This is a genomic window from Stutzerimonas stutzeri (assembly GCF_024448985.1).
In the GTDB taxonomy this organism is placed as follows: domain Bacteria; phylum Pseudomonadota; class Gammaproteobacteria; order Pseudomonadales; family Pseudomonadaceae; genus Stutzerimonas; species Stutzerimonas stutzeri_AP.
This window is the reverse complement of record NZ_JAMOII010000001.1, coordinates 270,739-292,905: the sequence shown is the minus strand read 5'-3', so window position 1 is coordinate 292,905 and position 22,167 is coordinate 270,739. Positions and strand designations below refer to the sequence as shown.

Sequence of the window (22,167 nt, the reverse complement as noted above, 5' to 3'; positions counted from 1 at the left end):
TAGCATTCGCGCAAGTTCGATCCGCCTGGAAATCTGCATGTCCGACCGTATCACCCTTCTTCGTCCCGACGACTGGCACATCCATCTGCGCGACGGCGCAGCGCTGTCACACACCGTGGCGGACGCCGCGCGCCAGTTCGCTCGCGCGATCATCATGCCGAATCTCGTGCCGCCGGTACGCAACGCCGCCGAAGCCGATAGCTATCGCCAGCGGATCATCTCCGCCCGTCCGAAGGGCAGCGCCTTCGAGCCGCTGATGGTGCTCTACCTGACCGACGGCACGCAGCCTGACGACGTGCGTGCCGCCAAGGCCAGCGGCTACGTGTATGCCGCCAAGCTCTATCCGGCTGGCGCGACGACCAACTCGGCGTCCGGCGTGACCCGCATCGACAATATCTTCCCGGTGCTGGAAGCCATGGCCGAGGTCGGCCTGCCGCTCTTGGTCCATGGCGAGGTAACTCGCTCGGAAATCGACATCTTCGATCGCGAGAAATACTTCATCGAAGAGCAGCTGGGCCGGATCACAGAGCGCTTCCCGACGCTGAAGGTCGTGTTCGAACACATCACCACTCGCGATGCCGTGCAGTTCGTCAAGGCCGCCGGTAGCAACGTGGGCGCCACGATCACCGCACATCACCTGCTCTACAACCGCAACCACATGCTGGTGGGCGGGATTCGTCCGCACTTCTTCTGCCTGCCGGTACTCAAGCGCAACGTTCACCAGGAAGCCCTGCTGGACGCCGCCACCAGTGGCAGCCCGAAATTCTTTCTCGGCACGGACTCAGCGCCTCACGCCCAGCATGCCAAGGAAAACGCCTGCGGCTGTGCCGGCTGCTACACCGCCTATGCCGCGATCGAGCTTTATGCCGAGGCATTTGAACAGCGCAGCGCACTGGATCGCCTGGAAGCCTTCGCCAGCCATTTCGGCGCCGATTTCTACGGTCTGCCGCGCAATACCGAGCAGATCACACTGGTGCGCGAACCCTGGAATGTGCCTGGCCACCTGCCCTTCGGGGAGCACAACGTCGTGCCCCTACGCGCGGGTGAAACCCTGCAATGGCGTCTGGAGGCAAGCGCATGAGTGAGGACTCGTTCGACGACGACCTGGAAAACAACCTCTCGGGAAAACCGCGCTCGCCCATGGCACGACGCTTTCGCGGCTTCCTGCCGGTCGTAGTCGACGTCGAATGCGGTGGCTTCAATTGCGCCACCGATGCCCTGTTGGAAATCGCTGCGGTGACCATCGGCATGGACGAACAGGGCCTGCTCTATCCGCAGGAAACGATGTTCTTCCGGGTCGAGCCCTTCGCCGGCGCCAATATCGAAGCCGCCGCGCTCGAGTTCACCGGAATCAAGCTGGATCACCCCCTGCGCATGGCCGTCGCCGAATCCCACGCGATGGGCGAGATCCTGCGCAGCGTACGCAAGGCGGTGAAATCGGCCGGTTGCAAACGCGCCATTTTGGTTGGCCACAACAGCAGTTTCGACTTGGGCTTTCTCAACGCGGCGATTGCCCGTTGCGATATCAAGCGCAACCCCTTCCACCCCTTCTCCAGCTTCGACACCGCCACCCTCGCCGGCCTTGCCTACGGCCAGACCGTGCTGGCCAAGGCCTGCCAGGCCGCCGGTATCGACTTTGATGGTCGCGAGGCCCATTCGGCCCGCTACGACACCGAGAAGACCGCCGAGCTGTTCTGCGGAATCGTCAATCGGTGGAAGGAAATGGGTGGCTGGGAAGAGTTCGACGAATAAGCTCAAAACGGAGGTGATGCCCGTAGGGTGGGCCGGGCAGCGCTCCGTTTCGGCCCACCAAAAGCCGCGGTCGACACGGGTGCCATTGCCCCCTCTAGTGGGACGGTGGGCTGAAGCCCACCCTATCTACTCCCACAAACGAAAAAGGCCAGTCATAAGACTGGCCTTTTTGCATCCAAGGTCGCTTACAGCGGCTTGCCGCGATTGCCGTGTTCGCTCACAAAAGCCTGCATGGCCTTGAGATCGTTCGCCAGTACGGTGCAACGCTCCGGACGCTCGAACAGGTCGGCCAGATGCGCCGGCAATTCCAGCGCCTTGCCGACACCGGCCTTCTCCACCGCCTCGGGGAATTTCACCGGATGCGCGGTACCCAGCGTTACCATCGGCGTCGACAGGCTGCGGCGGCATTCACGGGCGGCGTAGACGCCAATTGCAGTGTGCGGATCGAGCAGCTCGCCCGTCTTGGCGAACACTTCGGCAATGGTCTTGCAGGTCTGCTCGTCGTCCACGGCCAGGGAATCGAACAGCTTGCGTGCTTCGGTCCAGCGCTCTTCCTCGACCGACAGCTTGCCGCTGGCCTTGAAGGCGCTCATCAGCTCAGCCACGGCAGCGCCGTTGCGGCCGTGCAGGTCGAACAGCAGGCGCTCGAAGTTGGACGAGACCATGATGTCCATCGATGGCGACAGCGACGGATGCAGGGTGTCCTTGTCGTAGCGGTTGCCGCTCATGAAACGGTGCAGGATGTCGTTGCGGTTGGTCGCAACCACCAGCTGGCTGATCGGCAGGCCCATGTTGCGTGCCAGGTAACCAGCAAAGATGTCGCCGAAGTTGCCGGTGGGCACCGAGAACGCCACGGAACGCGCCGGGCCACCCAGCTGCAAGGCTGCATGGAAGTAATAGACGATCTGGGCCATGATCCGTGCCCAGTTGATCGAGTTCACCGCCACCAGACGGGTGCCCTTGAGGAAGCTCTGGTCAGCGAAGCTGTCCTTGACCATCTCCTGGCAGTCGTCGAAGTTGCCCTCGATGGCGATGTTGTGGATGTTGTCGCCGAAGATGGTGGTCATCTGCCGACGCTGCACTTCCGAAACGCGGTTGTGCGGATGCAGGATAAAGATGTCGACGTTATCGCAACGGCGGCAACCTTCGATCGCAGCCGAGCCGGTGTCGCCCGAGGTCGCGCCGATGATCACTACGCGCTCGCCGCGCTTGGCCAGGACGTAGTCAAGCAGGCGACCGAGCAGTTGCAGGGCGAAATCCTTGAACGCCAGGGTCGGGCCGTGGAACAACTCCATCACCCACTCGTTGCCGTCCAGCTGGCGCAGCGGCGCGACCGCGCTATGCGCGAATACACCATATGTCTCTTCCAGAATCTGCTTGAAATCGGCGTCCGGAATGCTGCCAGCCACGAACGGGCGCATCACCTTGTATGCCAGCTCGTGGTACGGCAGGCCGGCCCAGGAAGCGATTTCCTCGACGGTGAAGCGCGGCAGGTTTTCCGGCACGTAGAGGCCGCCGTCGCTGGCCAGCCCGGCCAGCAGCACATCTTCGAAATTCAGGGCCGGAGCCTGACCACGGGTACTGATGTAGCGCATTGTTCAAACCTTCGGTTTGAGCCTACAGCCCTGAAGCTCGAGTCTGGAGCCTGGCGATTCGCCCTGGCCTCCAGCTCCCAGCTTCCAGCTTCCAGCTCTGGTTAATTCAGCTGTTCCACACGAATCCGCACGACCTTGTCGACCACATCATCGAGCGTCTCGAGTGCCGATATGGCCTCATCGATGCGCTGCTCGATCACACGATGGGTCACCAGAATGACTGGCACCAGTCCGTCATGGACTTCCGCTTCCTTCTGCATGATCGATTCGATATTGATGCCGCGCTCGGACAGGATGGTCGCGACCTGGGCCAGCACGCCTGGATGATCCTTGGCCTGGATGCGCAGATAGTAGGCACTCTCGCAGGCGGTGACCGGCAGAATCGGATGAGCCGACAGGGAATCGGGCTGGAACGCCAAGTGCGGCACGCGGTTGTTCGGGTCGGTAGTCAGCGCTCGCGCCACGTCTACCAGGTCGGCAACCACGGCCGAGGCGGTTGGCTCCATGCCGGCGCCTGCACCGTAATAAAGCGTCGAGCCCACCGCATCACCATTGACCATCACCGCATTCATCACGCCATTGACGTTGGCGATGAGGCGATCAGCGGGGATCAGCGTCGGATGCACGCGCAGTTCGATACCAGCGTCGGTCCGGCGCGCGACGCCCAGGTGCTTGATGCGATAGCCCAGCGCCTCAGCGTAATTCACATCGGCTGTGGTCAGACGCGAAATACCCTCGGTATAGGCCTTGTCGAACTGCAGCGGGATGCCGAAGGCGATGGACGCGAGGATGGTCAGCTTGTGCGCGGCATCGATGCCTTCGACGTCGAAGGTCGGATCGGCCTCGGCATAGCCAAGCGCCTGGGCTTCCTTGAGCACGTCCTCGAAGGCGCGGCCCTTCTCGCGCATCTCGGTGAGAATGAAGTTGCCGGTGCCATTGATGATACCGGCCAGCCAGTTGATACGGTTGGCCGCCAGCCCCTCGCGGATCGCCTTGATTACCGGAATGCCGCCCGCCACCGAAGCTTCGAAGGCGACGATGACGCCCTGCTCGCGGGCACGGGCGAATATCTCATTACCATGCACGGCGATCAGCGCCTTGTTGGCCGTGACCACGTGCTTGCCGTTCTCGATGGCCTTGAGCACCAGTTCGAGAGCCAGGGTGTAGCCGCCGATCAGCTCGACGATGATGTCGATTTCAGGATTGTTGGCGACGGCAAAAACATCGTCGGTAATGGAAATGGAGCCGGTGTCGCACTTGGGGTTGGGCTGTCGGGTCGCGATCTGCGCAACCTCGATTCCACGCCCGGCACGGCGGGCAATCTCCTCGGCGTTGCGCTTGAGCACATTGAAGGTTCCGCCACCGACGGTTCCCAGCCCACAGATGCCAACTTTCACCGGTTTCAAGCTGCACTCCCCATTCCCAGCGAACGGCCGGATGCACCAGCCGAACAAAAGAGTCGCACATTACGAATCGGCAGGGTTTTAGTCAAATCGCTGCGCGAAACGGCGGGCTGGCGACGCGCTAGTCTTTTGCCCCATCCAAGCCCAGGCGCTCATGCCACTGAGCCAGCGACTCGTCTGGATAGTCGGCGAAACACCTGTCGGCATCGAAGACCTGCGGCTCGACCCAGCTCGCCTTCGAGTCAAGCATCAGGTGAGTATGCTCGGGCGGCGTAGGAAGATCGGTGTCGATAGCCGACGCATGGGGGTGCACCAGCTCCGGCCAGTTGGGATCCCACAACCAGAGCGCGCTGCCGCAGTGCTTGCAGAAATGACGCTCACCGTCGCTGACACGAACTGCACCGGACTGCGGATCGACCATGCGCGCCCGATAGACGCTCAGGTGCTCGCGCCCTTCGACGTTCAGCGTCCGGTGATCGCCGCCCAGGTTGATCGCATAGCCGCCGCCACCTGCCGTCTTGCGACAGATGGAGCAGTAGCAGCGCATGAATGGGTAAGGCGTAGCCGACTCCAGCGAGAAACGCACGGCTTTGCAGTGACAGGAACCTTCAAGCTTCATGATCGCGCCCTCCGTCGGTATTGCAGACTTTGAGCGCTGGGAGCGAGACAGTTCAGTTTGGGCCGACGGGCGTCGCCAGGAAGACGCCGCCTCGTGCGATCACTTGGCTTTGAGAGCGATTTCAGCCAACTGGGGGGCTGGCTGGTAGCCGGGAATGATCTGCCCATCGGCGAGCACGATGGCCGGCGTGCCCTGCACACCTATAAGCTGGCCCAGCTCGTACTGCTCGGCGATCGGATTGTCACATGTGGCTGCGGGAAGCTCCTGACGGGCCTTGGCCTTGTTCATCGCCTCTTGCGGATCCTTGGCGCACCAGACGCTGGTCAGCGTATTGGCACCGTGACTGCCCATTCCCTGGCGCGGAAACGCCATGTAGCGAACTTCTACACCCAGACGGTTCAGTTCCGGCACTTCGCTGTGCAGCTTCTGGCAGTAGCCGCAATCGGTGTCGGTGAACACCGTGATGTGGGTCTTGGGTTTTTCCGGCGCGAAGATCACCATCTGCTTGAGCGGAATCGCATCGATGGCCGCGGCGACCGACTGGCTCTGAGCCTGTTCGGTGAGATTCAGTGCCTGGCCATCTTTGAACTGAAACAGATAGCCCTGAATGATGAACTGTCCATCGGCGCTGGCATACAGCTGGCGACCGCCCTTGAGCTGCACCTGGTAGACACCGGGCATAGGACTTTCGGCGATGGCCTCGATCGGCATATCGGGCTGGATGGACTGCAACGATTGACGGATCGCCTTGTCCGGATCGGCAGCCATGGAAAAGGAACTGGCCAGGCCCAAAGCCACGGCAGCGAACAGACGAATCACGCGCATGGAAACTCCTGGCGACATCGATCAAGGGGTGGGCGCGAAGATTATCATAGCCACCGTCCAAGCAACTGCCGGGACGGCCTTGGATGATGGGTTTGTGGGCTACAGCGCACCTCGATGGTGGCCGCTGGCCCAACCAGATCGGCCTTACACGTTGCGCTCAAACAATCACTTCGGCCAGCAGGTAGGGAATTCATTCGACCGATGTTCGCATGCTGCCGATTTCCCTCCTCGAGTCCGGTCAGCCTCGCGGATGATGGCGGGCGTGCAGCTCCTGCAGGCGTGCACGGGCGACATGGGTATAGATCTGGGTAGTCGACAGATCGCTGTGACCCAGCAGCATCTGCACGGTGCGCAGGTCAGCACCATGGTTGAGCAAATGCGTGGCGAACGCATGGCGCAGCGTATGCGGCGATATCGTCGCGCTGATACCTGCCACCGAGGCATGCAGTTTGATTCGGTGCCAGAAGGTCTGTCGGGTCATCTGAGTGCCACGCAGGCTTGGAAACACCACATCGCTCGGCTTGTCGCCCAGCAACAGGCCGCGAGCCTGACGAAGGTAACGCTCGAGCCAGTGCAAGGCCTCTTCTCCCAGCGGTACCAGACGCTCTTTGTTGCCCTTGCCGAGAGTGCGCAGCACACCCTGACGCAGGTTGATCTGGTCGAGGCTCAGCGAAATCAGCTCGGTCACCCGCAGCCCGCAGGCATAAAGCACTTCCAGCATCGCCCGATCACGCAAGCCGAGCGGGTCGCCAATATCCGGGGCGGCCAACAACGCTTCGACATCCGCCTCGGACAGCGTCTTGGGCAAGGGTTGCCCCAACTGCGGCAGATCGACCTGCAAGGTCGGATCGACACTAATCGATCCCTCGCTCAGCAGAAAACGATAAAAGCTACGTAGGCCAGATATAAAGCGCGCGGTGGAGCGCGCCTTGTAGCCGTTGGCCTGACGCCAGGCGAGATGATCGAGAATGATCACGCGCCCGACATCTTCCAGCTTCAGGTCACGCTCGGCCAGCCAGCCGTTGAACAGCGCCAGGTCACTGCGATAGGCATCCCGTGTGTTGTCTGACAGCCCCTTCTGCAGCCACAAGGCATCCAGAAAGCGGTCAATTACAGGGGCATCTAGGGCAGGCATGGCGGTATCCGAAAGACTCGACGCGGCAGTGTTTCACAAGGCAGCAGCAAACAGCCAGCGTGGTCAGGCGTGATCAGGCAGTACCGGCACCGGCCGGTTGTCATCGCCCACTGCGACGAAGCTGAAGGTGCCCTTGATGGCCAGCTCGCGTCCGTCGTGATACATGCTCTCGACGAACACCTCGACGTCCACTTTCAGGCTGGTATTGCCCACTTTAACCACGCGGCCGATCAGCTCGACGATGGAACCGGCGGGAATCGGGTGATTGAAGTCGATCCGGTCGGAAGACACGGTGACCAGCGGCAGCCGGCAGAAGCGCGTGGCGGTGATGAACGAAACCTCGTCCAACCAGGCCAGGGCCGTGCCGCCGAACAGAGTGTTGTGATGATTGGTGGTCGGGGGGAATACCGCTTTGGTCACGTGGGTGACGGACAGATCGGTACGACGCTGAATTTCGATTTTTCTCGGGGTCATGCCACTTCTCGCAAGTTATGTGGCCGCCGTGCTGCGAATCTTGTCGTTGTTGTCACGCTACCAGGCACGCAGGCAGGGAACGGTTATCAGGTTGTTCAACGAGTCTCGAATGATTTATCCCAGTAACGAAAAAGCAGCCCGAAGGCTGCCTTTTTCTTGCAAGGAGCGCAGTCCTCAGGACAGCTTTTCCTTGATACGGGCTGCCTTGCCGGACAGCGCGCGGAGGTAGTACAGCTTGGCCTTGCGAACATCGCCGCGGCGCTTGACGCTGAGGCTGTCGACCATCGGGCTGTAGGTTTGGAAGGTACGCTCCACACCCACACCGTTGGAGATCTTGCGCACGGTGAAGGCACTGTTCAGACCACGGTTACGCTTACCGATCACGACCCCTTCGAAGGCCTGCAGACGCTCACGCTCGCCTTCCTTTACCTTGACCTGAACGATCACGGTGTCGCCGGGGGCGAACGGAGGCAGTTCTTTGGTCATCTGCTCGGCTTCGATCGCCTGGATAATCTTGTTGGTCATGCTGTGTGCTCCTGAGACAAGCCCTTGTGGCCTGCCATCGATACGTTAACTATCGTCCCGCTGATGGATGTATTCCTTCAGCAGCTTCTGTTCTTCTCCAGAAAGCGAGCGGCCATCCAGAAGATCGGCACGGCGTTCCCAGGTCCTTCCGAGGGATTGCTGCAAACGCCAACGCCGGATGTGTTCATGGTTGCCGCTGAGCAGCACCTCTGGAACACGTTTATCCGCATACACTTCCGGTCGCGTGTAGTGCGGGCAGTCGAGCAGGCCGTCCGTAAACGAATCCTCCTCGGCGGAATCAGCATGACCCAGTGCTCCGGGAAGCAAGCGAGTCACTGCATCGATTAGCACCATGGCCGGCAGTTCACCGCCGGACAACACGTAATCGCCAATCGACCATTCCTCATCGACGTGCGCTTCGATAAAGCGCTCATCTATACCTTCGTAGCGACCAGCAATGAGGATAAGCGCCTCCTCCTTCGCCAAGTCGCGGACGTCGGCCTGTTTCAGCTGACGCCCCTGAGGCGACAGGTAAATCACCTTCGCCTTCACGCCAGCGGCCTGCCTGGCATCGGCCAGGGCAAGCTCAAGCGGTTTGATCTTCATCACCATGCCGGGACCACCACCGAAAGGCCGGTCGTCCACCGTCTGGTGACGATCTTCGGTGTAGCTCCTGGGATTCCAGCACCGCAACTGGAGCATCCCCTGCTTTACCGCGCGACTGGTGATCCCATAGTCGCTGATAGCAGCGAACATGTCCGGGAACAGGCTAATGACCTCAACACGAAAACTCGGCATGTCGCTCAGAAATCCGCGTCCCATTCGACATGCATCTCGCCTACTTCTAGATCGACCTTCAACACGCAAGGGTCGGTATAGGGCAGCAGCCGCTCACGATCGTCCAGGCTGCCGTCGCACGGCTTGACCACCAGGACATCGTTGGCACCGGTTTCGAGCAGATGGTCAACCCGTCCGAGCAATTGCCCGAGCTGGTTGATGACCTTCAGGCCCTGAAGCTGATACCAGTAATATTCCTCTCCGGTCAGTGGCGGAAGCTCACTACGAGGAATGCAGATCTCGAAGTCGGCGTAGGTTCGCGCAACTTCCCGATCGGTCAACCCTCTCAGCGTAGCCACCAGGATTTTGCCCTGGAGACGCCCACTAACCAGCTCGACCTGCTTGACCTCGTCACCTCGCCTGAGCGTCCAGCGACGATAATCCAGCAGATTGTCGATCGGATCGGTAAAGGAATAGACCTTTACGTCACCACGCACGCCATGCACCGAAACGATTTTGCCGATTACGATCAGATCTTCGGCCGGGGCAGACGTTGCGTTCATACGATTCAGGCAGCGGCCTTGGCAGCTTCCTTCAGCAACTGAGCAACGCGCTCAGACGGCTGTGCGCCCTGGCTCAGCCAGTAAGCGGCACGCTCCTGGTTTACAGACAGCTTCACTTCCGCACCCGAAGCGATCGGGTTGAAGAAACCGATACGCTCAACGAAGCGACCGTCGCGCGGATTGCGGCTGTTGGTCACGGTCAGGTGGTAGAAAGGGCGCTTCTTGGAGCCGCCACGGGCGAGACGAATAGTTACCATGTGAACATCGTTCCTGTAGTCGGTGCTAACTTAAGGCACACACTTAAAATGGGCCTGGGCCCGAAAGGCCGCGCATTTTACGAGTAAAAGCAGCAAGCTTCAAGCCGCAAGCTACAAGTAAATGCAAAACCCGAACGCGCCGGATCATTTACTCATGGCCTGACAGCCCGGGGCTTGCAGCTGTCGTTCAAAATTTCGGCATCCCGCCGCCGGGGAACATACCGCCCATGCCGCGCATCATCTTGGCCATGCCGCCCTTGCCGGTAACCTTCTTCATCATCTTCTGCATCTGCTTGTGCTGCTTGATCAGCCGCCCGATGTCCTGCACCTGAGTACCCGATCCCATGGCGATGCGGCGCTTGCGCGAGCCGCTGATGATGTCCGGATTGCGACGTTCGACGGGCGTCATCGAGTTGATGATGGCTTCCATCTGCTTAAATTGCTTTTCCGCAGCGCCCTGGGCGTTACCCATCTGGGACAGATTCATGCCACCGATCGAGGGCAGCTTGTCCATCAGCCCGCCTAGGCCACCCATGTTCTTCATCTGCTGCAGCTGGTCGCGGAAGTCTTCGAGGTCGAACCCCTTGCCCTTCTTCAGCTTCTTGGTGAGTTTCTCGGCCTTCTCGCGGTCGAGGGTCTGCTCGGCCTGCTCGATCAGGCTGAGCACGTCGCCCATGCCGAGGATGCGCGAAGCGATGCGATCTGGATGGAAAGGCTCAAGCGCATCGCTCTTCTCGCCCATGCCGAGGAACTTGATCGGCTTGCCGGTGATGTGACGCACCGACAACGCGGCGCCACCACGAGCATCACCATCGACCTTGGTCAGCACCACGCCAGTCAGCGGCAAGGCTTCACCGAAGGCGCGGGCTGTGTTCGCGGCGTCCTGACCGGTCATGGCGTCGACCACGAACAGCGTCTCAGCCGGGTTGATGGCGGCATGCACGGCCTGGATCTCCGCCATCATCTCGGCGTCAATGGCCAGGCGACCGGCGGTATCCACCAGCACCACGTCGATGAATTTCAGCTTGGCTTCGCGGATCGCCGCCTGGGCGATCTCTACCGGCTTCTGGCTGGTGTCGGAAGGGAAAAAGGTCACCCCGACTTCAGCGGCCAGGGTCTCGAGCTGCTTGATTGCCGCGGGACGGTAGACATCGGCAGACACCACCAGTACGGATTTCTTCTTACGCTCCTTGAGGAAGCGCGCAAGCTTGCCCACCGTGGTGGTCTTGCCCGCACCCTGCAAGCCGGCCATCAACACTACGGCGGGCGGCGCCACGTTCAGTGCCAGATCTTCGTTGGCCGCCCCCATCAACTCTTCCAGCTCGGCGCGGACGATCTTCACGAATGCCTGGCCTGGCGTCAGGCTTTTAGATACCTCCGTTCCGACCGCCCGATCTTTGACCTTGGCGACGAAATCCTTGACCACCGGCAGCGCGACGTCAGCTTCGAGCAGTGCCATCCGCACTTCGCGCAGGGTGTCCTTGATATTGTCCTCGGTCAGCTTGGCCTTGCCGGTGACATGGCGAAGCGTCTGGGAGAGGCGATCGGTTAGGTTTTCAAACATGTGCCGTTTCCACGCTGGATGTGGTTAAGGCAGCGATTATAGAAGCTGCAAGCCTCGGGCCGGTACCCCGCCGACCGTGCTTTTCATCGCCACAGGCCAGCCAGCGCCAACAACCGAGCACCGCATCATCCGATAACGCGCCCACACACCGAGCCACGCGGCGCCATACCGCTCGCCTGCACGCTTTTTTGCGCTCGGTGTTTGTGCCACACTCAGCGCCTTTCGAGCCTGTTAACAGACCTATGCACCCTCTGCTACCGAGCCTAGCTGCCGCCTGCCTTTATGCTGGCGTCACCGGATACCAAGGCCTACGCCTGGCGCAACGCACCGTGCCGAATAAGCGCCTGCTTATCGTCCTGGGCGCCTTGGCGCTCGTTGCGCACGGGGTGAGCCTGTTCATCCAACTGCTGTCGCCAAGCGGACTGCACCTGGATTTCTTCACGGCCTCGAGCCTGATTGCCGCAGCCGTGATTCTCTTAATTCTGCTCGCGCTTCATCGCATGCCAGTCGAGAATCTTCTGCTGCTTCTTTTTCCGCTCGGTTGTCTGACAGTGCTTTTCGCCCAGTTCGCGCCGTCCGGCACCGCGCCGGCCATCAGCGAGGAGCCAGGGATACTGGCACATATCCTGTTTTCCATTCTTGCTTACGGGATGCTTACGATTGCGGTCTTTCAGTCACTGCTGCTGCTCCTGCAGGACCACCACCTCAAGCACAAACACCCGTCCGGCCTGATCAAGAACTTCCCGCCCCTACAAACCATGGAGAGCCTGCTGTTCGGCTTCCTCCTCGCCGGCTGGCTGCTGCTATCGGCATCGCTGATTTCCGGCTGGCTGTTCCTCGACAATCTGTTTGCCCAGCATCTGGTGCACAAAACACTGCTATCAGTCATCGCCTGGGTAATCTTCGGCCTGTTGCTGTGGGGGCGCCATCAGCTTGGCTGGCGCGGCTACAAGGCCATTCGCTGGACGCTGGCGGGCTTCTGTCTGCTGATGTTGGCCTATTTCGGCAGCAAGCTGGTCCGCGAATTCATCCTGCACATTTAGGGCCGCCACGTGGAAAATCTACATCCCGGCTTTCTGGTTGGCCTGCTGGTCTTCCTGCTTTTGTGCTCGGCATTTTTCTCAAGCTCCGAAACTGGGATGCTCAGCCTCAACCGCTACCGCCTACGCCATCAGGCCAAAGCCGGGCACCGCGGCGCAAAACGCGCCAGCGCGCTACTGGCACGACCTGATAGGTTGCTCGGGACCATCCTGGTCGGCAACAACTTCGTCAACATCCTCGCTTCGTCCATCGCCACCGTGCTGGCAATCAAGCTGTGGGGCGAGGCCGGGATCGCAATCGCCACGGTCGGCCTGACCATCTTTCTGCTTATCTTTGGCGAAATCACGCCAAAAACCCTGGCCGCTCTACGACCTGAATTGGTCGCCTATCCGGTCAGCCTTCCGCTTCTGTTGTTGCAGAAAGTGCTGTATCCGTTGGTAGCACTGCTCGGCTGGATCAGCAATGGACTACTCAAGCTGCTCGGTGTGGACCCGTCCAAGAAAGGCACCGACAGCCTGTCCACCGAAGAGCTACGCAGCGTGGTGCGTGAATCCGGTAGCGATCTGCCGCTGAATCGACAGAACATGCTGCTCGGCATTCTCGACCTCGAGCGGGTGACCGTCGATGACATCATGATCCCGCGCAACGAAGTCGCCGGCATTGATCTTGAGGATGACCTGGAAACCATCGTTGGCCAGTTACGCACCACACCGCACACTCGCTTGCCAGTGTTCCGCAAGGACATCAACCAGATCGAAGGTATCGTGCACATGCGGCAGATCGCCCGCCTGCTCAGTCACGACCAACTAACCAAGGACAGCCTGCTAGAAGCCTGCAACGAGCCCTATTTCGTCCCCGAAAACACCCCGCTCTCTACTCAGCTGCTCAATTTTCAAAAACAAAAACGACGCATCGGCATCGTGGTGGATGAATATGGCGATGTACTGGGGATCGTTACCCTGGAAGATATTCTCGAAGAGATCGTTGGCGAGTTCAGCAACCAGGACGCCTTGCGCAGCCCGGATATACACCCCCAGGACGATGGCACCCTGGTGATAGACGGCGCCGCCTATCTGCGCGAAGTAAACCGAGCGCTGAGCTGGCAATTACCCTGCGACGGGCCGAAGACGCTTAACGGATTGATTACCGAAGCGCTTGAACATATTCCTGATAGCGGTATCTGCCTGCAGATTAAGCAGTATCGATTCGAAGTCTTGCAGGCCGCAGACAATCGCGTCAAAAGCGTGCGCGCCTGGGTGGCCGAAGATATCCAGGAAGAACCGAGCGACACGCCATAATTCGTTGCGTCGCCCGGTCCCGCCTGAGTTTCAGAATTCGATATCGATAGCCGAGGCCACCCGCATCGCCTTGGCACGCGCAGCCTCGATTGACATGTCGCGAGCCAGCGCCACCCCCATTCGCCGCTGCCCACTGACGCCCGGCTTGCCGAACAGACGCAGTGCGGTATCTGGCTCGGTCAGCGCCGCGGCCAGATTACCGAAGCTCACCTGCCCGGACTCGCCTTCCACCAGCACCACGGCTGAAGCCGACGGCCCGAACTGACGGATCACAGGTACCGGCAGCCCAAGAATTGCCCGGGCATGCAGCGCAAACTCGGAAAGATCCTGGGAGACAAGGGTCACCAGGCCCGTATCGTGCGGCCTGGGTGAAACCTCGCAGAACCAGACCTTGTCGCCCTTGATGAAAAGCTCGACGCCGAAAATACCGCGCCCACCCAGCGCGTCGGTGACCGCCAGCGCAATGCGTTCAGCCTCAGCCATTGCGCCTGCAGTCATCGGCTGCGGCTGCCAGGATTCCTGATAATCACCTTTTTCCTGACGATGCCCAACCGGCTGGCAGAAGGTGGTTCCAGCTGCATGCCGAACGGTCAGCAGCGTGATTTCATAGTCGAAATCGACGAAACCTTCGACGATCACCCGTCCTTTCCCGGCTCGACCACCAGCTTGCGCATAGTCCCAGGCCGTGGCGATATCGGCTTCACTTCGCAGGACCGACTGGCCCTTGCCGGACGAACTCATAACAGGCTTGATCAGACAGGGAAAGCCGAGCAAGGAAGCCGCCGCGCGACATTCCTCCAGCGAGTCGGCGAAACGGTACGGCGAAGTCGGCAGACCCAGCTCCTCAGCAGCCAAGCGGCGAATACCCTCGCGGTTCATGGTGAGCTGCGCGGCCCGCGCGGTGGGGATAACCGTATAGCCTTCGCGCTCCAACTCCACCAGCGTCGCGGTGGCGATCGCTTCGATTTCCGGCACGATGAAATGCGGGTTTTCCTGTTCGATGATCGACCTCAGCGCATCGCCGTCGAGCATGTCGACGACATGGTGACGGTGCGCCACCTGCATGGCAGGAGCGTTGGCGTAACGGTCCACCGCGATGACCTCAACGCCCAAGCGTTGAAGCTCGATGACCAGCTCCTTGCCGAGCTCACCGGAACCACAGAGCAGCACACGGGTTGCACTAGCCGACAGCGGAGTACCTATTCGGGGCATGGAAGTCCTCGTTGTACAGACACTAATAAAGTCGCGCCGACGCGTTGCTCTTCAGCGTCAGAACAGCAGCCCGCTGACGCGTGCCCGCTCGTGACAACGCAGCAGCACCTGACGCCGCTCCAGATTGTCCATCCGGCTCCAGCGACGGATTTCGTCGATGCTGCGCTGGCAGCCGGTGCAGAAATCGTCTTCGTCCAGCGCGCAGATGCTGACGCAGGGAGACGCAACCGGCTTGCCGTCAGCAGTCAATCGTCCTGCTCCGCCAGGTCCCGCGCGTAGCGCTGGGCGTTGTGTACGTAATGCGCAGCGCTCGCTTCGAGCATCTTCTTCTGCTGTTCGGTCAGCTCGCGAACCACTTTTCCGGGCGACCCGACCACCAGCGAGCCATCGGGGATTTCCTTACCTTCGGCAATCAGTGTGTTGGCGCCGATGATGCAGTATTTGCCGATCTTCGCCCCGTTGAGGATCACCGCGTTGATCCCCACCAGGCTGTAATCGCCGACAGTACACCCGTGCAGCATGGCATTGTGCCCAACGGTGACGCCAGTTCCCAGCGTCAGGGGGTATCCCATGTCGGTGTGCATGACACTGCCATCCTGCACGTTGCTATTTACGCCGACATGGATCAGTTCGTTGTCGCCACGCAGCACCGCGCCGAACCAGACGTTGGCGCCTGCATCCAAGCGGATCTTGCCGACCAGCGTGGCGCTTGGCGCGACCCAGCTCTCGGGGTGGGTTTCGACGCGGGAATCACCCAGGCGATATTTCACGGTCATGACCTCTTCTGGCTCAGATCGATATAAGAAGCGGGAGGGCTGTGCATCTCGATCCCGGCGTCGTATACCAGGTTCACCAGCTCGACGATCATGATGGCCGTCAATCCCCAGATTTTGTATTCGCCATAGCGGTAAGACGGGACGTACCAGGCGACACCCTGGTAATCGATTCGGTGAGTCACCTCGCGCGTGTCCTGGCAGAAAAATTCCAATGGCACGGAAAACACCGAAGCGATCTCGGCATCGTTAGCGCGGTATTCGACATAGTCCGGCACGATGCCGACATAGGGCGTGACGTGGATGCCATGCAGCGAAACGAGGCTACTCAGCGGCCCTACGATTTCCACCATTCCTGGCGCCAACCCGACTTCTTCTTCCGCTTCACGCAGTGCGGTATGAACAAGGTCTCGATCATCGGGATCGCGTCGACCACCGGGAAATGCGACCTCACCGCCGTGTGTGGACAGGCCACTGGCACGGAGGGTCAGGACCAGTTCCGGCGAATCGCCACGCGTGATGGGCATCAAGACCGCCGCTTCGGGCATCCGGCCTTCCGGCTCCAGAAGATGCGGGGAATAGTCACGCACCCGTTGGAGTATCTTGTCCAGCATGAAACGTCTCTTTCCGTCTTTGGCAAGCATCATGGCATGAATCACCGAGGCGCCCAAGACAGGCGCAACCAAAACCGTGCCCAACTGCAATCGAGAGTGGCACGAATGGACTTCTCACGACAAACTAGTTCTGGGCGGTAGCTCGTGCGTGTTCGACCAAGGCTGTAACGATGATCCGTAAACCGAAGGAAGCGCGATGAAATACTGCAGCCAATGCGGCAGCACAATCACAGAACGAGTACCTGACGGAGATAACCGAACTCGCTTCGTCTGTGCAGGCTGCGACACGGTTCATTACCAGAACCCACGGATCGTCGCCGGTTGCCTGCCCGTCTGGGGCGATTCTGTATTGCTCTGTCGGCGCGCAATCGAGCCACGACGTGGCTATTGGACATTGCCGGCCGGCTTCATGGAAAACGGCGAAACCATGCAGCAGGCAGCGGAGCGAGAGACGTTGGAGGAAGCCTGCGCCAGAGTTACGGATCTACGTCTCTATACGTTGTTCGATCTACCGCACATCAATCAGGTCTACACGTTCTTTCGCGCCGAGCTGGTCGATGATGGATTCTGTGCAGGCGACGAGAGTCTTGAGGTCAAGCTTTTCAGCCAGGCCGAGATCCCTTGGTCAGAGCTGGCTTTCCCGACCGTGGGCCGTACCCTAGAATACTTTTTCGCCGACCGGGTGCAGCAGACCTTCCCGGTGCGCAACGAAGCCATCGCACCCATGCCGATGGCGCGCAGACAGGTCTGATGTCGTAAGGATTCAGGAACGCCTCATGCGCTGGCTGTTAGCGATCGTCTGCTTCACCTTTGCCACTCTTTCCCACGCCACCGCTGCGCCAGTCTTCGATGCTTCGTTTATCGACAAGGTGCTGGTGGTCAAGTCAGAACGCCAGCTGCACTTGATCAGCCGGGGCGTGACGATGAAAAGCTATCGCGTCTCGCTGGGAAAACAGCCGGGGCCCAAGCAGCGCGAAGGCGATCAACGAACGCCGGAAGGGCTGTACTGGATCGATTGGCGCAAAACGTCTGACAAGTACAACCTGGCGATGCACATCTCCTACCCGAACGCCAGGGATCTGGCCCGCGCCCGTGCCGAGGGGGCACGACCGGGCAGCATGATTATGCTTCACGGCACGCCGCTGGATGAGGAATACCCCGAGTGGTTCTTCCATACCCTCGACTGGACCGAGGGCTGCATCGCGCTGAAGAACGATGACATGCGGGAGATATGGAATCTGGTGAAAGACGGCACGCTGATCGAGATTCGTCCGTAGGTCAGTCGAAACTCCGACGCTGCTTCGTCTTCTCAGAAAACCATATCCGACAATCGCCAAACCTCGAACGCTGGCGTTTCGTAAGGGTGCGCCCGCTTGAGGGCCTTAACGCTGTCGTGGATCAACTCGTCGGCGACTACCAACTCCACCTTCCATTCCGAAACCGGCTGTACCTTACCCTGCTCGCCCAGATAGGGCTGACTGCCTTCCAGCGGTCGATACTGGCCGTGCCCGAGCACCTGCCAACAGCAATGGTCATAAGCCCCGATGCGACCGCCGCCCGCTGCGAAAACCGCTTCCTTGACTTCGCCCAGATGGCTTTCGGGAACATAGAAACACAGCTTGTACATCAACCTCTCCGGAACCAGGGGCAGAACAGATGCCCGCTTACAAAACCAATTTGCCAGAAGCCGAAACATCAAGCACTGCTACCGATCAACGATCAGACGTGTCCCCGCGGGCTTGGTTCAGCGAAACGCTGGTGACTGGTTCACAAAAAAAGCCCGGAGCACGCGCAGGTGTCCGGGCTTCTCTCAGTACTGCAGGGCTTCAGTCGACCCAGACCCGAACGTTGCGGAACATGCGCATCCAGCCACCGTCTTCCTGCCACTCATCTGGGCGCCAGGAGTTGGTCACGGCACGGAAGACACGCTCCGGGTGCGGCATCATGATGGTCACGCGACCATCGCGCGTGGTCAGGCCGGTGATACCGCGCGGGGAGCCGCCCGGGTTGGCCGGATAGCGTTCGGTGACCTTGCCGTGGTTGTCCACATAGCGCAGGGCAACGGTGCCGGATAGATCAGCTTCGAGCAATGCTTCCTCGCTTTCGAATTCAGCATGCCCTTCCCCGTGCGCAATAGCGATCGGCAGACGCGAACCGGCCATACCCTGAAGGAAGATCGACGGCGAATCCTGCACCTGGACCATGGCCACGCGTGCCTCGAACTGCTCGGAGCGGTTGCGCACGAAGTGCGGCCAGGACTCGCTACCAGGCACCAGCTCGTGCAGATTGGAAAGCATCTGGCAACCGTTACAGATACCCAGACCGAAGCTGTCGCTGCGCTCGAAGAAAGCGCTGAATTCCTCGCGCGCACGGCTGTTGAACAGGATCGACTTGGCCCAGCCTTCACCGGCGCCGAGCACGTCGCCATAGGAAAAACCGCCGCAGGCAACCAGGCCTTTGAAGCGTTCCAGGCTGATGCGTCCCGATAGAACGTCGCTCATGTGCACGTCTACAGCGGCGAACCCGGCGCGGTCGAAAGCGGCCGCCATCTCGGTCTGGCCGTTAACGCCCTGCTCACGCAGGATCGCCACCTGTGGTCGCACGCCGCGCTTGATGTAGGGCGCGGCGATGTCCTGGTTGACGTCGAAGCTGAGCTTGACGTTGAGGCCGGGGTTGTCCTCTTCCAGCAGCGCATCGAATTCCTGATCGGCACACTCAACGTTATCGCGCAGGCGCTGGATGCGATAGCTGGTCTCGCTCCACTGCTGTTGCAGCAGACGACGATCACCGCTGAAGACCTCGCTGCCGGCAAGCCGGATCGAGACGTAGCCATTGTTGGCCGGCTGGCCGATCACCGCAACGCAATCGCCAAGGCCGGCGGCGCTGAACTGGGCCAGCACGATTTCAGTGTCGTCCTGGCGCACCTGAATGACCGCGCCCAGCTCTTCGTTGAACAGCACGGCGGGGATCTCGTCCGCATCGTCCAGCAGACCGTCCAGGTTCAGGTTCAGCCCGCAGTGACCGGCAAAGGCCATTTCCAGCACAGTGGTCAACAGACCGCCGTCGGAACGGTCATGATAGGCCTGCAGCAGGCCATCGGCATTCAACCCTTGGATCACTGCGAAGAAGGCTTGCAGGTCTTCGGCATCGTCGACATCCGGTGCCTGGCGACCGAGCTTGCCGTACACCTGAGCCAGGATCGACGCGCCCATGCGGTTCTGGCCACGGCCCAGGTCGATCAAGATCAGGTCGGTGGCGCCCTTGTCCAGGCGCAACTGCGGGGTCAGCGTCTTGCGCACATCGACCACTGGCGCGAAGCCGGAGACGACCAGCGACATGGGCGAGGTGACGCTCTTCTCGGAGCCCTCCTCATCCCAGCGGGTCTTCATCGACATCGAGTCCTTGCCCACCGGAATGGTCAGGCCCAGCTGAGGGCAGAGTTCCATGCCGACGGCTTTGACCGTGTCGTACAGCCGCGCGTCTTCACCTGGGTGGCCGGCGGCGGCCATCCAGTTGGCGGACAGCTTGATGTCGGAGAGTTTTTCGATGCGGGCGGCGGCAAGGTTGGTCAACGTCTCGCCGATGGCCATGCGCCCTGATGCCGGTGCATCCAGCAGCGCCAGCGGGGTGCGCTCGCCCATGGCCATGGCTTCGCCGGTGTTGACGTCGTAGCTGGTAGTGGTCACGGCGCAGTCAGCCACCGGCACCTGCCAGGGGCCGACCATCTGATCGCGTGCCACCATGCCGGTGATGCTGCGGTCGCCGATAGTGATCAGGAAGCTCTTGCTGGCCACCGCCGGATGGCGCAGCACGCGGCCAACGGCGTCATCCAGATAGACCGAGGCTGCGCTGAAATCGTCGCCCAGCTCGGCTTCGCGGCTGGCACTGCGGTGCATGCGCGGCGTCTTGCCGAGCAGCACGTTGAGGGGCATATCCACCGGCTTGTTGCCGAAATGGCTGTCGGCCACGGTCAGGTGCGGCTCTTCGGTAGCCTCGCCAACCACCGCGAAGGGGCAGCGCTCGCGCTCGCAGATGGCCTTGAAACGTTCGAAATCAACGGCGTCCACCGAGAGCACGTAGCGCTCCTGGGACTCGTTGCACCAGATCTCGTGCGGCGCCATGCCCGGTTCGTCGTTGGGAATGTTGCGTAGATCGAAGCGACCACCACGACCGCCATCGTTGACCAATTCCGGGAAGGCGTTGGACAGTCCACCGGCGCCAACGTCGTGGATGAATTTGATCGGGTTCTGTTCGCCCAGCTGCCAGCAGCGGTCGATGACTTCCTGACAACGACGCTCCATCTCCGGGTTGTCGCGCTGCACCGAGGCGAAATCCAAATCCGCCGAGCTGGCGCCGGTGGCCATGGAGGATGCCGCGCCGCCGCCGAGACCGATCAGCATTGCTGGGCCACCGAGCACGATCAGCTTGCCGCCGACCGAGATCTCGCCCTTCTGCACATGGTCTTCACGGATATTGCCCAAGCCGCCAGCAAGCATGATCGGCTTGTGGTAGCCGCGCACTTCTTCGCCACGCGGGGTTTCGACGCTTTGCTCGAAGGTACGGAAATAGCCGGCCAGCGCCGGACGACCGAATTCGTTGTTGAATGCCGCGCCGCCCAGCGGGCCTTCGATCATGATGTCCAGCGGCGTGACGATGCGCTCTGGCTTGCCGTAGGGCTTTTCCCAGGGTTGCTCGAAGTCGGGAATGTTCAGATTGGACACAGTGAAGCCGGTCAGTCCGGCCTTGGGCTTGGAGCCGCGCCCGGTGGCGCCTTCGTCACGAATCTCCCCGCCCGAACCGGTGGCCGCGCCGGGGAACGGCGCAATGGCGGTCGGGTGGTTGTGGGTTTCCACCTTCATCAGGATGTGCACCGGCTGCTGGTGCGCGGCGTATTCGCCGGTTGCTGCATCCGGGTAGAAACGCCCGGCCACATTGCCGACGATGACCGAAGCGTTGTCCTTATAGGCCGACAGCACGCCCTCGGAATGCATCTGGTAGGTGTTCTTGATCATGCCGAACAGGGATTTGTCCTGGCTTTCACCGTCGATGTCCCAGCTGGCGTTGAATATCTTGTGCCGGCAATGCTCGGAGTTGGCTTGGGCGAACATCATCAGTTCGATGTCATGCGGGTTGCGCCCCAGCCCTTCGAAGCTGGTCACTAGGTAATCGATTTCGTCATCGGCTAGGGCCAGGCCCAGCTCGACGTTGGCCTTCTCAAGTGCGGCACGGCCACCGCCCAGCACGTCTACCGCGGTGAGCGGCTTGGGCTGGGCGTGGCTGAACAGGTTGGCGGCGTCTTCGAAGCGCTCGAGCACCAACTGGGTCATGCGGTCGTGCAGCGCGGCGGCGATCAGCTGTGCCTCGGCATCGCTGAGCTCGCCCTGCACATAGAAGGCGATGCCGCGCTCCAGGCGCTGGATCTTGCCCAGCCCGCAATTGTGGGCGATATCGCTGGCCTTGCTCGACCAGGGCGAAATGGTGCCGAAACGCGGCACCACCAGGAACAGTCGGCCAGCCGGCTCCTGCACTGGGACGCTCGGGCCATACTTGAGCAGCCGGGCGAGCACTTGCTCCTCGTCCGCACCAAGCGTGCCGGATACTTCAGCGAAATGAGCGAACTCGGCATACAGCCCGCTTACAGCGGGGACCTTCGCGGTCAGTTGTGCCAGGAGCTTGCCGTGACGGAAGGCGGAAAGAGCGGGAGCGCCGCGCAGGATCAACATCGTCGGAACAGCCTCGG

General features: G+C 60.9%; 23 protein-coding genes. 6 read left to right on the top strand and 17 right to left on the bottom strand.

The annotated features are described in order from the left end of the window. Positions 1-37: 37 nt before the first annotated feature. Complete coding sequence (gene pyrC / locus NA647_RS01400) at positions 38-1,081, top strand: dihydroorotase (RefSeq protein ID WP_256056076.1); 1,044 nt, start codon at positions 38-40, stop codon at positions 1,079-1,081. Then, positions 1,078-1,752 carry a ribonuclease T gene (gene rnt / locus NA647_RS01395; RefSeq protein WP_256049593.1) on the top strand — a complete coding sequence of 225 codons (675 nt, stop codon included), beginning with the start codon at positions 1,078-1,080 and terminating at the stop codon, positions 1,750-1,752. Before pyrC ends, rnt begins: the two co-directional genes overlap by 4 nt. A gap of 185 nt (positions 1,753-1,937) precedes the next feature. Here rnt and thrC read toward each other — a convergent pair whose 3' ends face one another. From thrC to ffh, 11 genes are all read right to left on the bottom strand, one after another. Further along, a complete protein-coding gene (gene thrC / locus NA647_RS01390) occupies positions 1,938-3,347 on the bottom strand; it encodes a threonine synthase (protein WP_256056075.1) in 1,410 nt (469 codons plus the stop codon). A gap of 101 nt (positions 3,348-3,448) precedes the next feature. Beyond that, positions 3,449-4,753, bottom strand: a complete 1,305-nt coding sequence (locus NA647_RS01385; RefSeq protein ID WP_256056073.1) for a homoserine dehydrogenase — start codon at positions 4,751-4,753, stop codon at positions 3,449-3,451. A gap of 118 nt (positions 4,754-4,871) precedes the next feature. Next, a complete protein-coding gene (locus NA647_RS01380; RefSeq protein WP_256049596.1) occupies positions 4,872-5,369 on the bottom strand; it encodes a GFA family protein in 498 nt (165 codons plus the stop codon). A gap of 99 nt (positions 5,370-5,468) precedes the next feature. Beyond that, entirely contained in the window at positions 5,469-6,194 is a 726-nt protein-coding gene (locus NA647_RS01375) for a thioredoxin fold domain-containing protein (RefSeq protein ID WP_256049597.1), read from the bottom strand. Between the two features lie 238 nt (positions 6,195-6,432). After that, on the bottom strand, positions 6,433-7,329 hold the full coding sequence (gene xerD / locus NA647_RS01370; RefSeq protein ID WP_256056072.1) for a site-specific tyrosine recombinase XerD: 897 nt from the start codon (positions 7,327-7,329) through the stop codon (positions 6,433-6,435). 63 nt (positions 7,330-7,392) lie between these two features. Further along, positions 7,393-7,803 carry an acyl-CoA thioesterase gene (locus NA647_RS01365; protein WP_256056071.1) on the bottom strand — a complete coding sequence of 137 codons (411 nt, stop codon included), beginning with the start codon at positions 7,801-7,803 and terminating at the stop codon, positions 7,393-7,395. Positions 7,804-7,977: 174 nt separating this feature from the next. Beyond that, the gene (gene rplS, locus NA647_RS01360) at positions 7,978-8,328 is read right to left on the bottom strand and encodes a 50S ribosomal protein L19 (protein WP_131650668.1); all 351 of its coding nucleotides are present in this window, start codon (positions 8,326-8,328) and stop codon (positions 7,978-7,980) included. A gap of 45 nt (positions 8,329-8,373) precedes the next feature. Next, positions 8,374-9,126, bottom strand: coding sequence for a tRNA (guanosine(37)-N1)-methyltransferase TrmD (gene trmD, locus NA647_RS01355; protein WP_256056070.1), 753 nt, complete (start codon positions 9,124-9,126; stop codon positions 8,374-8,376). Positions 9,127-9,131: 5 nt separating this feature from the next. After that, the gene (gene rimM / locus NA647_RS01350) at positions 9,132-9,668 is read right to left on the bottom strand and encodes a ribosome maturation factor RimM (protein ID WP_256056069.1); all 537 of its coding nucleotides are present in this window, start codon (positions 9,666-9,668) and stop codon (positions 9,132-9,134) included. Between the two features lie 5 nt (positions 9,669-9,673). After that, entirely contained in the window at positions 9,674-9,925 is a 252-nt protein-coding gene (gene rpsP / locus NA647_RS01345) for a 30S ribosomal protein S16 (RefSeq protein WP_256056068.1), read from the bottom strand. 187 nt (positions 9,926-10,112) lie between these two features. Then, entirely contained in the window at positions 10,113-11,489 is a 1,377-nt protein-coding gene (gene ffh / locus NA647_RS01340) for a signal recognition particle protein (protein ID WP_256056067.1), read from the bottom strand. A 242-nt stretch (positions 11,490-11,731) separates the two neighbouring features. Between ffh and NA647_RS01335 the strand changes: the two genes are divergently transcribed. Continuing rightward, on the top strand, positions 11,732-12,532 hold the full coding sequence (locus tag NA647_RS01335) for a cytochrome C assembly family protein (RefSeq protein ID WP_131650672.1): 801 nt from the start codon (positions 11,732-11,734) through the stop codon (positions 12,530-12,532). A 9-nt stretch (positions 12,533-12,541) separates the two neighbouring features. Then, a complete protein-coding gene (locus NA647_RS01330; protein ID WP_256056066.1) occupies positions 12,542-13,828 on the top strand; it encodes an HlyC/CorC family transporter in 1,287 nt (428 codons plus the stop codon). A 30-nt stretch (positions 13,829-13,858) separates the two neighbouring features. On the opposite strand, the gene purT is transcribed toward NA647_RS01330, so the two are convergent. The 4 genes from purT to NA647_RS01310 are packed head-to-tail and all read right to left on the bottom strand — an operon-like array spanning position 13,859 to position 16,427. Next, on the bottom strand, positions 13,859-15,040 hold the full coding sequence (gene purT, locus NA647_RS01325) for a formate-dependent phosphoribosylglycinamide formyltransferase (protein ID WP_256056065.1): 1,182 nt from the start codon (positions 15,038-15,040) through the stop codon (positions 13,859-13,861). Positions 15,041-15,097: 57 nt separating this feature from the next. Beyond that, entirely contained in the window at positions 15,098-15,289 is a 192-nt protein-coding gene (locus NA647_RS01320; RefSeq protein WP_256056064.1) for a DUF1289 domain-containing protein, read from the bottom strand. Continuing rightward, positions 15,286-15,810, bottom strand: coding sequence for a gamma carbonic anhydrase family protein (locus tag NA647_RS01315; RefSeq protein WP_256056302.1), 525 nt, complete (start codon positions 15,808-15,810; stop codon positions 15,286-15,288). The genes NA647_RS01320 and NA647_RS01315 overlap by 4 nt, the downstream gene beginning before the upstream one ends. A 2-nt stretch (positions 15,811-15,812) precedes the next feature. After that, a complete protein-coding gene (locus NA647_RS01310) occupies positions 15,813-16,427 on the bottom strand; it encodes a CoA pyrophosphatase (RefSeq protein ID WP_256056063.1) in 615 nt (204 codons plus the stop codon). 196 nt (positions 16,428-16,623) lie between these two features. Between NA647_RS01310 and NA647_RS01305 the strand changes: the two genes are divergently transcribed. Together NA647_RS01305 and NA647_RS01300 are read left to right on the top strand one after the other, a co-directional pair. Further along, positions 16,624-17,178, top strand: coding sequence for an NUDIX hydrolase (locus NA647_RS01305; protein ID WP_256056062.1), 555 nt, complete (start codon positions 16,624-16,626; stop codon positions 17,176-17,178). Positions 17,179-17,203: 25 nt separating this feature from the next. Next, positions 17,204-17,704, top strand: a complete 501-nt coding sequence (locus tag NA647_RS01300; protein WP_256056060.1) for a L,D-transpeptidase family protein — start codon at positions 17,204-17,206, stop codon at positions 17,702-17,704. Between the two features lie 32 nt (positions 17,705-17,736). Here NA647_RS01300 and NA647_RS01295 read toward each other — a convergent pair whose 3' ends face one another. Both NA647_RS01295 and purL read right to left on the bottom strand, forming a co-directional pair. Next, the gene (locus NA647_RS01295) at positions 17,737-18,054 is read right to left on the bottom strand and encodes a YqfO family protein (protein ID WP_256056059.1); all 318 of its coding nucleotides are present in this window, start codon (positions 18,052-18,054) and stop codon (positions 17,737-17,739) included. A 199-nt stretch (positions 18,055-18,253) separates the two neighbouring features. Beyond that, positions 18,254-22,150: a phosphoribosylformylglycinamidine synthase gene (gene purL, locus NA647_RS01290; RefSeq protein ID WP_256056058.1), complete on the bottom strand. Its 3,897-nt coding sequence runs from the start codon at positions 22,148-22,150 to the stop codon at positions 18,254-18,256. Positions 22,151-22,167 lie beyond the last annotated feature (17 nt).